Here is a 10,481-nt window from a genome sequence, read left to right as displayed (position 1 = left end):
GGACCTGGTCGCGCTGCCCAAGGCGCACCTGCACGTCCATCTGGAGAGCACGATCCGGCCGGCGACGCTGGCCGCTCTCGGCTCGGCTCCCCTGCTGCCGGCGGCGTTCGCGGGCTTCGGGGCGTTCGCCGAGTACAACGCTGCGGTACGGAGCCGCCTGCGCACGGCCGCCGACTTCGAGCGGGTCGCGTACGAGTTCTGCGTGGACGCGGCCGTCGACGGCGTGCGGTACGCGGAGCTGACGTTCACCGCGGCCGCGCACGGTGCCCGGCTCGGCGACGCCTCGCTTCCATTGAACGGGGTGCTGGCCGGTCTGAGCGCGGGGATGCGGGACACCGGCCTCGTCGTACGGCTGGTGCTGGACCACTCCCGGCGGCGTCCGCTCCCGGCGGCTGAGACCGTCCGGCTCGCGCTAGGGCACCCGGACCTCGTGGTTGCGTTCGGAGTGGCCGGGGACGAGGCCGCGCGGCTCGCGCCGTACGCGGAGTTGGTGGGTTCGGCGGCGGCGCGCGGCGTGCACCTGGTGCACCACGCCGGGGAGACCGGCGGTGCGGCCAGCGTCCGAGAGGCGCTCGATCTCGGCCGGGCCGAGCGGATCGGGCACGGGATCCGCGCTCTGGAGGACCGCTCACTCACCGCCGAGCTCCGCGAGCGGCAGATCCCGCTCGAGGTCTGCCCCTCCTCCAACGTCGCGCTCGGCCTGGTGCCGTCACTGCCCGAGCATCCGCTCCCGGCGCTGGTCGAGGCCGGGCTCGCGGTCACGCTGAACACCGACATCCCCTCGGTCACCGGCCGCGCCCTGTCGGCCGAGTACGCCGCCGTCCGCGACACGTTCGGCTGCGCCGACACCGAGCTGGTGGCCTTCGCGCGAACGGCCGTGGACGCCGCCTACGCCCCCGCACCCCTCAAGGCCGAACTCCACCGAGCAATCACCACCTGGCTGGCCAGCTGACGGCCGCGGCCGCCGCCTACGCCCTGGACCCCTCAGGTCCGAACTCGACCGACCAATCACCACTTGGCTGGCCAGCTGACGCCACCCAGATCGGGGCTAGTCGGCCGGCCGGCCGTCCGGGTCGGGTGTCTCCGGTCGGGTGTCTCGGGTCGGCCGTCTCGGGCAGATCGGCCGAGTGGTCCGCGAGCGTCCTCGCCCGCGGGGTGCGTCAGCGGGCGCGTGGTCGGTGGGTCGCCTTGAGATACGCCTCGCCGCGCGGGGAAAGGCGGTAGCCGATCGGAAGACTGAGGGTCAGGCCGAGCGCCTTGAGCTTCCGGACGTCGGCCTTGTACGGAAGCATCTCCCGCCCCGCCGCCGCGGCCAGGTCTCCGGCCCGCAGACCCGGTGACGCCTGGATGTCGGCGAGGATCGAGGCCGTCCACGGCCCGTACGCCGCGGCCCGGTCGAGCCGGTCCAGCCGCCGGTCCAGCTCGGCCACATCCGCCGGCGTGAGCTCAGCGGATGCTGCCAGCTCCGTCCGCGGATCCGGTCCCTCGGCCAGCCGGACCTCCAGCAGGTAGACCGGGTCGCCCTCGACGCCGCGCAGGTCGGCCCGCAGCTCGTCGGCGGTCCGGTAGCCGGCCGGCCGCACGTCCGCGTCGGTGAGCGTCGCCGGGTCGACCACGCGCACCGAATCGACGGCGATCCGCCCGGCCACCGTCCGGTAGACCCGCCCGGCCACCACCTGCGGCCGCCGCCACCGCCGCGCCAGAACCGTCACCGAGCCGTCGAGGATCCCGTCCCGCGCCCGCTTCTCCAGCAGCACGGCCGGACCCTAGCCGTTTCGGGCCGACGGCCGCGGTGGAAGGCTCGACGTGTGGACGCCGTCGACCCGCTCGCCACGTACCGAGGGATGCGCGACCCGGCCAAGACCCCTGAGCCGGTGCCGCCGTCCGGACCGCTGCCGGAGGGGAACGACGACACGTTCGTCATCCAGGAGCACCACGCCCGGAGCCTGCACTGGGACGTCCGGCTGGAGCGCGACGGCGTGCTGGTCTCCTGGGCGGTGCCGAAGGGTCTCCCCCTCGACCCGAAGGACAACCGGCTCGCGGTCCACACCGAGGATCACCCGATCGACTACGGCGGCTTCGAGGGCGACATCCCGGCCGGCGAGTACGGCGGCGGCAAGGTCATCCTCTGGGACCGCGGCCGGTACGAGCTGGAGAAGTGGACGGAGCGCGAGGTCAAGGTCGTCTTCCACGGCTCCCGGGCCGAGGGCCGGTACGTCTTCTTCCAGACCCGTGGCCGGGACTGGATGGTGCACCGGATGGACCCGCCACCGATCCCCGGTTGGGAGCCGATGCCCATCGGCCTCCACCCGATGACCGCGACGCCGGGAACGTTGCCCGCCGGCGGCCGCCGCAGTTGGGGCTACGAGCTCGCCTGGGCCGGCACCCGCGTCCTCGTCGCCGTCGAGGGCGGCCGGATCCGGATCACCGACGCCCGGGGGGCGGACGTGTCGGCCGGCTATCCGGAGATTCGAGGGATCGGGCCGGCCCTGGGCAGCCGGGTCTGCCTGCTCGACGGGGAGATCGTCGTGCTCGGCAAGGACGGCCGCCCGGACCCGGGTCTCCTCCGCCGCCGTCCGGCCCGGGCCAAGGCACCGGGTGCGAAGGACGCCCGAGAGGCGCCGGTGACGTACCTGGCGTTCGATCTGGTGCATCTCGACGGGCTCGACCAGGCCGACCTCCCCTACCGCGAGCGGCGCGCGCTGCTGGAGTCGCTGGGACTGGCGGGCGACCGCTGGAGCGTGGCGCCGGCCGTTCCCGGGACCGGCCGGGCCGCCCTGCAGGCCGCCCGCGGTCTCGGTCTCTCCGGTGTCGTCGCCAAGCGCCTCAGCTCCCCGTACGAGCCGGGGAAGAAGAGCCCGAACTGGGTGCTCGTCGAGAAGTAGCGGGTTTCACGTGAAACAGCGAGGGGACCGGCGTTTCACGTGAAACAAGATCACGCTCGCCGCTGGCGCATCCGAGCCAGCCCTCGTTTGATCCGGGACAGCAGGAAGTAGCTCAGCAGCAGACCCAGTACGAGCAGGGTCAGCGCGATCGACGCCGCCACCCACGGGAACTGCCACGCGAGCACCGTGATCCCGATGACCGCGCCGTCCTCGGCGAAGCTGGTACCGATGTTGGTCACCGGCTCCGGCGACGTGTTCACCGCCAGCCGGAAGCCGCCCTTGGCCAGATGGGACAGCAGCGCGGTGATGCTCGAGGAGCTGGCCGCCACGGCCTGGTCCAGGGTCGAGGCGTGCCCGGCGATGAGGATGCCGAGGATGGCCGCGACCGTCGGCCGGATCACCGTGTGGACGCTGTCCCAGATGCTGTCGACGTACGGGATCTTGTCCGCGACGAACTCGATCGCCAGCAGCACGCCGACGAAGATCATCACGTCCGTACGCTGGAGCGCCTCCGGGGTGTCGGCATAGCCGACCCGGCCCAGGACGCCCGCGATGAACAGCACCCCGTACGCGCTGATGCCGGAGGCCCAGCCGTTCGCGATCGACAGCGGCAGCGTGTCCATGAGCTCCCCGGAGACGAAGGATCTATCGATGGACGCGCCGGGACGGCGCCCTGTTCCGTCTCACCACGAGCCGTGGTGCACGACTTCCTCGACCGGCCGCCGGCCGCGCCGGAGCGAGGGCGAGCGCCGATCCGGCGCCGGGTAGCCGACCGACATGCAGCCGATCGGGACGTACTCCTCCGGCACTCCGAACGCCGCTCGGAACGCGCCGATCCGCTCCGGCGGCACCCCGAAGAAGCAGGCGCCGAGCTCCTCGTCGACCGCGGTCAGCAGCATGAGCAGCGTCGCGAACCCGGTGTCGATGTCCCAGTACGGCACCGGCCAGCGGTTCTCGTCCCGGTCGGCCCAGCCCTTGTCGTTCTCCGCGTACCGATCCAGGTAAGCCTGCTTGTGTGAGAGCGGCACGATCAGCAGCGGCGCGTTGTGCATCCCCTGCAGCCAGGGGTCGGGCGCGCCGCCGTCGGTGGTCGCGGCCCAGAATCGGCCTCGCTCCGAAGGCGTCGACAGCACCAGGAACGCCCAGCCCTGGGAGAAGCCGGCCGACGGCGCCCGGACCGCGTTGTCCAGTAGCCGGTCCACGACCGAAGGCGGCACCGGCCGCGACGGATCGTAGTTACGGATCATCCGTCGCCGCCGGACGACGTCCTGGAAGTCCATCGCTCAGCGGGTGGCGGCGCGGGCCAGCAACGTGGCGCAGACCTCGCCGAGCTCCAGCCCGGCGGCCTCGACCGCCAGCGGCAGCAGCGAGGTCTCGGTCATCCCGGGCGACACGTTCACCTCGAGGAACTGCACGACGCCGTCCGGGGTGACGATCGCGTCGGTCCGGGACAGGTCCCGCAGCGCCAGCACCTCGTGCGCGCGGACCGCGACGTCGGCGACGGCCGCGGCGAGATCGGCGGAGAGCCGGGCCGGCGTGTGGTAAGTCGTGGTCCCGGCCGTGTACCGGGAGGCGTAGTCGAAGACCCCGCTCGTCGGCACGATCTCCACCGCCGGCAGCGCGACCGGACCGGCTCCGAGGTCGACGACCGAGACCGCCACCTCCACACCGTCCACGTACGGCTCCAGCAGGACCGTGTCCCCGTACGACAGGCAGGAGACCATCGCGGCCGGCAGCTCGGTCGCGGACCGGATCACCCGGGCGCCGAGCGCAGACCCGCCCTGGGCCGGCTTCACCATCAGCGGCAGCCCGAACCGCTCCACGATCCGGTCCAGCACCACCGCGGCGCCGAGCTCCCGGAAGGTCGAGTGCGGCAGCGCGACCCAGTCCGGCGTCGACAGCCCGGCCGCGTGCACGACCGCCTTCGCGGTCGGCTTGTCCCAGGCCATCCGGCAGGCGGCCGCGTCGGAGCCGACGTAGTGCACGCCGGCCAGGTCGAGGACCGAGCGCAGCGCGCCGTCCTCGCCGTCGGCACCGTGCAGTGCGATGAACACCGCGTCCGGCCGGTCGCCGTCCAGGGCGGCCAGCAGCGCGCCGTCCGGGTCGAGCGTCCGGACCGCGACTCCGGCCTGCTTGAGCGCCTCGCAGACCCGGCGGCCGGAGCGCAGCGAGACCTCCCGCTCGTACGCCAGGCCGCCGGCGAGCACAACGGCGGTCAGCTCTCCCACGACGATCACGCCAGCTCCGGGCCCGGTGCGGACCCGCGGGCCCAGCGGACCTTGGCCGCGGGTTCCGACCCGAGGAATGTCTTCTGCAAGTCCAGCTCCTGCTCGATCACGCCGGCCAGGCGGCGGACACCCTCCCGGATCCGGTCCGGGGTGGGGAAACAGTAGGACAGCCGGATCTCGCGCTGACCGGAGCCGTCGGCGTAGAACCCGATGCCCGGCACGTACGCGACCCGCTCGGCGATGCCGCGCGGCTGCATGACCTTCGCGTCCAGGCCCTCGGGCAGCGTCAGCCAGACGTAGAAGCCGCCCTCCGGCTTGGTCCACGTGCAGCCCGGCGGCATCAGCGCGTCCAGGGCCTCCAGCATCGCGTCCCGGCGCTCCCGGTAGAGCTCCCGGAAGGTCTTGATCTGCTCCCGCCAGGGCTGGGTCGAGAGGTACTCCGAGACCGCCAGCTGGGACAGCATCGGCGGGCAGAGCACCTGCGACTCCGACAGCAGCACGAGCTTGTCCCGGATGGCCGGCGGCGCGAACGCCCAGCCGACCCGGACGCCGGAAGCGAACGTCTTGGAGAACGAGCCGAGGTAGACCACCCGGTCCGGGGCCAGCGACCGCAGCGCCGGCAGCGTCTGCCCGTCGAAGCCGAGCAACCCGTACGGATTGTCCTCGACGATGAGCACGTCGTACCGCTCGCAGAGGGCCACGATCTCGGCCCGGCGCTCCATCGTCAGGGTCACGCCGGCCGGGTTGTGGAAGTTGGGCACGGTGTAGAGGAACTTCGCGGACCGCCCCTCCGCCGCCAGCGCCGCGAGGGCTTCCTCGAGCGCCGCCGGGATCAGCCCGGACTCGTCCAGCGGCACGTGCACGACCTCGGCCTCGGCCGCGGCGAAGGTGCCCAGCGCCCCCACGTACGACGGGCCCTCGGCCAGCACGACGTCGCCCGGGTCGAGGAAGATCCGGCTGATCAGGTCGAGCGCCTGCTGTGAGCCGACCGTGATGACCACGTCGTCGGACGAGGCGCCGGTGATGCCTTCCAGCGCCATCACGTCGCAGATCTGCTCGCGCAGCCGCTGGTCGCCCTGACCGGCGCAGTACTGCAGGACGGTGGCGCCGTTGTGGGCGACGAGCTCCCCCAGCATCGCGCCGACCGCGTCGAGCGGAAGTGCTGCGGTGTAGGGCATGCCGCCGGCGAGCGACACCACCTCCGGCCGGTTGGCGACCGAGAACAGTGCGCGGATCTCGGAGACGGCCAGGCCGTCGGTCCGCTTCGCATAGCGTCCGGAGTAGGGGTCGAGCGTGTTGCCGGTCATGCCGGAGAACCTCCGCGGAAGACGTCTCCGCGAGTCTACGGCCCCGCCGCGTAATGGATTCAGAGAGCGAACGAGGTCACGGTGTCCATCCGGTCCTCGCGGTCGTCGTTGGCGAGCGCGTGCCGCAGGGTGAACGTCGCCTCCCGCCCGTCCAGGACCAGCTCCGCCAGCGCGTTGCCGAAGTACGGCCCCGCAGTCCTGGTCCAGGTCAGCGGCAGCTCCGGCACGTCGTCCCAGCGGCCCAGCGCCTTGGTCAGCTTCTCCAGCTTCCGGCTCCAGCCGATCCGGAACACCATGCGCTGGCTCAGCGGGACCGAGTGGTGCACCGGCGAGGCCACGATCTGGTAGACGTGACTGTCCACAGTGGACGGCCAGTGGGCCCGGGCCACGTACTGGTGGTGCACGTCGCCGGACAGCACGCAGATCGTGGCCGGTGCCGACGGTCCGCGGGCGACGTCCTCCAGCACGCCGGACAGCCAGTCGAACGAGGTCCGGAACGCCGCCCAGTGCTCGAGATCCGCGCCCTGGCGCATCTTCTCGCCGAAGCGGGCCATCCGCTCGCCCTTGGCGCCGGCACAGAGTGCTTCGTCCCAGGACTCCAGGTCGTGCAGCGCGCGCGGCAGCAGCCAGGGCAGCGACGTCCCCACGATCAGGTGGTCACCGTCCGAAGTGGACAGTTCGTGTTCGAGCCAGCGGGCCTCGCTCGCGCCGACCATCGCCCGGTCGTCCTCGTCCAGGATCCGGCCGCAGCGGGAGTCGATGACGACGACCTTCACCGGCCCGTACTGCCGGCGGTAGCTCCAGCGGTAGCCCTTTGCCCCGTCGGCCTCGCGGTCCGCGACCGCGGCGAACTCGTGCAGCAACGGGCTGACGTCGCCGTCGGCCTTGCAGACCGCGCGGTAGATCTCGTCCTCGGCCAGCGCGTCCGGCGAGAGGTTGCCGAGGTGCTGGTACACCCAGTACGCCGCCAGCCCGCCGGTGATCCGCTCCTGCCACCACGAGGTCTGCTGTATCCCGCGACGCCAGATCTTCGAGGTGTTCCAGTCGTCGTGCATGTCGTGGTCGTCGAAGATCATCGCAGTCGGCACGGTGGCGAACAGCCAGCGCACCAGCGGGTCGCCCCAGGACTCTCCGTACAGCTCGGCGTACTCGGCGAAGTTCGCGACCTGCAGGCCGGGGGCCTTCGAGACGTCCCGGCGCCGGCGGATCTTGTCCTGGGTGATCGGCGAGGTGTCGTCCGCGTAGACCTGGTCGCCCAGCAGCAGCAGCCCGTCCGGCCACTCGCTGTCGGGGGCCTCGGCCAGCCGGCGCGCGTACGCGTCCAGGGCGTCGGTGCCGTAGCGGCCGCCGCTGACCACCGAGAGGGGCGAGGCGTACCGGCAGGAGCCGAAGCTGAGCCGGATCGGGCGACCGGTCTTCGTCGTCCGGATCCGCGGCGCGGGATAGCTGCTGTCGGCCGGCGGCCAGACCAGCTCGCCGTCCAGCCGGACCTCGTAGTCGGTGGAGCTGCCCGGGGGCAGACCCTCGACGGCGACCAGCGCGTAGTGCCGGTCGCCGACCTGGAAGGAGCGCTGCGAGCCGGTGAGAACCGTCACCTCGCAGGCGGCGGACGTCTCCACCCAGACCGTCGCGGACGTGCTGTCGACGTGCCTGAGCATCGGACCGAGCACGAGGTCTGCCACGGGCCCTTTGTACCGCAGCGACCTTCGGGCCGGCTGAGCCCGGTTAGGCTCGGGCGTGAGCATCTCCGAACTGTTCGACTCGTACGTGCTCGGCTCGGCCGAGCAGCAGGAGCACGCGCAGGAGGTCGTCGGCGGCCGCCCGTTCTCCGCCGACCTGACCCGCGGGATGGTCGGCTTCGAGCCCGGGCTGGAGGTCCGGGCCGAGCTCATCGGCACCGAGGCCACCGACCCGGGCAGCTGGATGTGGTCCTGGGCCAACCCGAGCGGGTTCGCCGACGCGGTCACCGGCGCGGCCCGGCACGCGAAGAACTACGGCGAGCAGAACGGCGTCGGCGAGCTCACCGCGGCCGAGGTGCCGCTGGACGGGACCGCGATCGGCTACCGGTTGACGGTGGTGACCTGCGGGCTGGCCGGCGGGTACGCGTACTACCCGGCCGAGGCGGCGCCGGGGACGACGGCGTACCTGCTGCTGGATCACCCGTCGCTGGCACTGCCCCCGGTGCAGCTCACCCGCGTGCTGACCGTCCTGACCGCGGTCGTGGCGAGCGGGCAGGTCTCGGACTGGCGCCGGGCGCTGCACGTGTACGCCGGACAGCGTGGGCTGCAGGTGCGGCCGGACGACCGCGGCGTCGAGCTGGTGCACCCGGGCGGGCAGGGTTCGATCCGGGTCGACCTGGACCAGCAGGGGCGGGTCGCCAACATCGCCGGGAACCTGCAGCCGGCCGGCCCTCCCGCGAAGAAGTCCCTCTTCGGCCGCCGCAAGGGCTGAGCCGCCGCAAGGATTGAGTCCGCCGCAAGGGCTGAGGCCGCCGCAAGGGCTGAGACAGAGTGAAACCCCCGGGCGGGAGGTCCGGGGGTCTCACGGTCTTGCGGCCCGGGTCAGGACCCGGGCGGGGTGTCGACTAGGACAGGTAGTCGGACAGGTCCTTCAGGAGGGCCGACTTCGGCTTGGCGCCGACGATCGTCTTCACGATCTTGCCACCCTGGAAGACGGACATCGTCGGGATCGACATCACCTGGTACTGCTGGGCGATCTGCGGGTTCTCGTCGATGTTCAGCTTCGCGACGGTGATCTTGTCCGGGTTCTGCGCGGCGATCTCCTCGAGCACTGGCGCGACCATCTTGCAGGGGCCGCACCACTCCGCCCAGAAATCGACCAGCACAGGCTTGTCGCTGGCCAGGACGTCCTCCTGGAACGTCTGGTCGGTGACCTTCTTGGTGCTGCTCCCCACGGTTCCTCCTCGTCGAGACACGCCGTCCGCGTTAACGCGGTTCACCTGCTACAACAGCGTCCGGCCGCGCGCGATTCCACGGCGCGCATCCTCCGCAACGGGGGAGAACACGGCTCAGACCCGCACCGCGGCCGCGGCGGACGCCTCGGCCGACTGCTCTAGAGCAGCAAGAAATCGCTCCGCGTCCAGCGCGGCCGCGCACCCCGTGCCGGCGGCGGTGATCGCCTGCCGGTAGGTGTGGTCGACCACGTCGCCGGCCGCGAAGACGCCCTGCACGCTGGTGTGCGTGGTCGGCGAGTCGACCAGCACGTACCCCTCCTCGTCCAGGCGGACCTGGCCGCGGAAGAGGTCGGAGCGCGGGTCGTGCCCGATCGCGACGAAGAAGCCGGTCGCGTCCAGGACCTGCTCCTCACCGCTGTGCACGTTGCGCACCGTCACGCCGGTCACCGAGTTCTCCCCGAGCACCTCGGCGATCTCGGAGTCCCAGATGAAGCTGATCTTCTCGTTGGTGAACGCGCGCTCCTGCATGATCTTGCTGGCCCGCAGCGAGTCCCGCCGGTGCACGATCGTCACCGACTTGGCGAACCGGGTGAGGAAGGTCGCCTCCTCCATCGCGGTGTCGCCGCCGCCGATGACCACGATGTCCTGGTCGCGGAAGAAGAACCCGTCACAGGTGGCGCACCAGGAGACGCCGTGGCCGGACAGCCGGTCCTCGCCCGGCACACCCAGCCGCTTGTACGCCGACCCGGTCGCCAGGATCACGGCGCGGGCCGCGTATTCCCCCTCGTGGGTGCGCACGATCTTGGTCTCGCCGGTCAGGTCGACGCTGATCACGTCGTCGGTCACCAGCTCCGCGCCGAACCGCTCCGCCTGGCTGCGGATCTGGTCCATCAGCTCCGGGCCCGCGATGCCGTCGGTGAAGCCGGGGTAGTTCTCCACCTCGGTCGTGTTCATCAGGGCGCCGCCGTACTGGCTGCCCTCGAACACGAGCGGCTTCAGCTGGGCCCGGGCGGTGTAGAGCGCCGCGGTGTAACCCGCGGGACCGGACCCGACCACGATGACGTCTCGCACCTCGGTCGCCTCGGTCACTGGCCAACACGTCCTTTGCTCAAGGTCTGGCGGCGGCCGTCCCGCCGTCTGGGCAGTC

11 protein-coding genes are annotated in these 10,481 nt (G+C 71.9%); 3 read left to right on the top strand and 8 right to left on the bottom strand.

What is annotated here, in order from left to right; translation table 11 throughout:
* The coding region (gene add / locus VGP36_01230; GenBank protein ID HEV7653346.1) for an adenosine deaminase at nucleotides 1-952 on the top strand (952 nt) is incomplete at its 5' end.
* Nucleotides 953-1,160: 208 nt separating this feature from the next.
* Here add and VGP36_01225 read toward each other — a convergent pair.
* Nucleotides 1,161-1,757: a hypothetical protein gene (locus VGP36_01225; GenBank protein ID HEV7653345.1), complete on the bottom strand. Its 597-nt coding sequence runs from the start codon at nucleotides 1,755-1,757 to the stop codon at nucleotides 1,161-1,163.
* Between the two features lie 51 nt (nucleotides 1,758-1,808).
* Here VGP36_01225 and VGP36_01220 point away from each other — a divergent pair, with 51 nt between their 5' ends.
* Complete coding sequence (locus VGP36_01220; GenBank protein HEV7653344.1) at nucleotides 1,809-2,885, top strand: DNA polymerase ligase N-terminal domain-containing protein; 1,077 nt, start codon at nucleotides 1,809-1,811, stop codon at nucleotides 2,883-2,885.
* Nucleotides 2,886-2,935: 50 nt separating this feature from the next.
* On the opposite strand, the gene VGP36_01215 is transcribed toward VGP36_01220, so the two are convergent.
* From VGP36_01215 to VGP36_01195, 5 genes are read right to left on the bottom strand one after another with little or no spacing between them, the layout of a single operon-like run.
* Nucleotides 2,936-3,508, bottom strand: a complete 573-nt coding sequence (locus VGP36_01215; protein ID HEV7653343.1) for a DUF4126 domain-containing protein — start codon at nucleotides 3,506-3,508, stop codon at nucleotides 2,936-2,938.
* Nucleotides 3,509-3,568: 60 nt separating this feature from the next.
* Nucleotides 3,569-4,165 (bottom strand): nitroreductase family protein, encoded by a 597-nt coding sequence (locus VGP36_01210; protein HEV7653342.1) that lies wholly within the window; start codon nucleotides 4,163-4,165, stop codon nucleotides 3,569-3,571.
* A 3-nt stretch (nucleotides 4,166-4,168) separates the two neighbouring features.
* Entirely contained in the window at nucleotides 4,169-5,122 is a 954-nt protein-coding gene (locus VGP36_01205) for a D-alanine--D-alanine ligase (GenBank protein ID HEV7653341.1), read from the bottom strand.
* Entirely contained in the window at nucleotides 5,119-6,420 is a 1,302-nt protein-coding gene (locus tag VGP36_01200; GenBank protein ID HEV7653340.1) for a PLP-dependent aminotransferase family protein, read from the bottom strand. Before VGP36_01200 ends, VGP36_01205 begins: the two co-directional genes overlap by 4 nt.
* Before the next feature lie 59 nt (nucleotides 6,421-6,479).
* Nucleotides 6,480-8,102 (bottom strand): alkaline phosphatase D family protein, encoded by a 1,623-nt coding sequence (locus VGP36_01195; protein ID HEV7653339.1) that lies wholly within the window; start codon nucleotides 8,100-8,102, stop codon nucleotides 6,480-6,482.
* Between the two features lie 55 nt (nucleotides 8,103-8,157).
* Between VGP36_01195 and VGP36_01190 the strand changes: the two genes are divergently transcribed.
* Nucleotides 8,158-8,871 (top strand): hypothetical protein, encoded by a 714-nt coding sequence (locus VGP36_01190; protein ID HEV7653338.1) that lies wholly within the window; start codon nucleotides 8,158-8,160, stop codon nucleotides 8,869-8,871.
* A 133-nt stretch (nucleotides 8,872-9,004) separates the two neighbouring features.
* On the opposite strand, the gene trxA is transcribed toward VGP36_01190, so the two are convergent.
* Nucleotides 9,005-9,334 carry a thioredoxin gene (gene trxA / locus VGP36_01185; protein HEV7653337.1) on the bottom strand — a complete coding sequence of 110 codons (330 nt, stop codon included), beginning with the start codon at nucleotides 9,332-9,334 and terminating at the stop codon, nucleotides 9,005-9,007.
* A 114-nt stretch (nucleotides 9,335-9,448) separates the two neighbouring features.
* A complete protein-coding gene (gene trxB / locus VGP36_01180) occupies nucleotides 9,449-10,423 on the bottom strand; it encodes a thioredoxin-disulfide reductase (GenBank protein ID HEV7653336.1) in 975 nt (324 codons plus the stop codon).
* Nucleotides 10,424-10,481 lie beyond the last annotated feature (58 nt).

The organism is Mycobacteriales bacterium (assembly GCA_035995165.1).
Taxonomy (GTDB): domain Bacteria; phylum Actinomycetota; class Actinomycetes; order Mycobacteriales; family CADCTP01; genus CADCTP01.
This window is presented reverse-complemented; position numbering and strand designations above follow the sequence as displayed.

What these genes read in the sequence shown, in the direction of transcription:
- VGP36_01215 (HEV7653343.1), bottom strand. Translation starts at nt 3,508, where the DNA reads ATGGACACGCTGCCGCTGTCGATCGCGAACGGCTGGGCCTCCGGCATC.
- VGP36_01210 (HEV7653342.1), bottom strand. Translation starts at nt 4,165, where the DNA reads ATGGACTTCCAGGACGTCGTCCGGCGGCGACGGATGATCCGTAACTAC.
- VGP36_01200 (HEV7653340.1), bottom strand. Translation starts at nt 6,420, where the DNA reads ATGACCGGCAACACGCTCGACCCCTACTCCGGACGCTATGCGAAGCGG.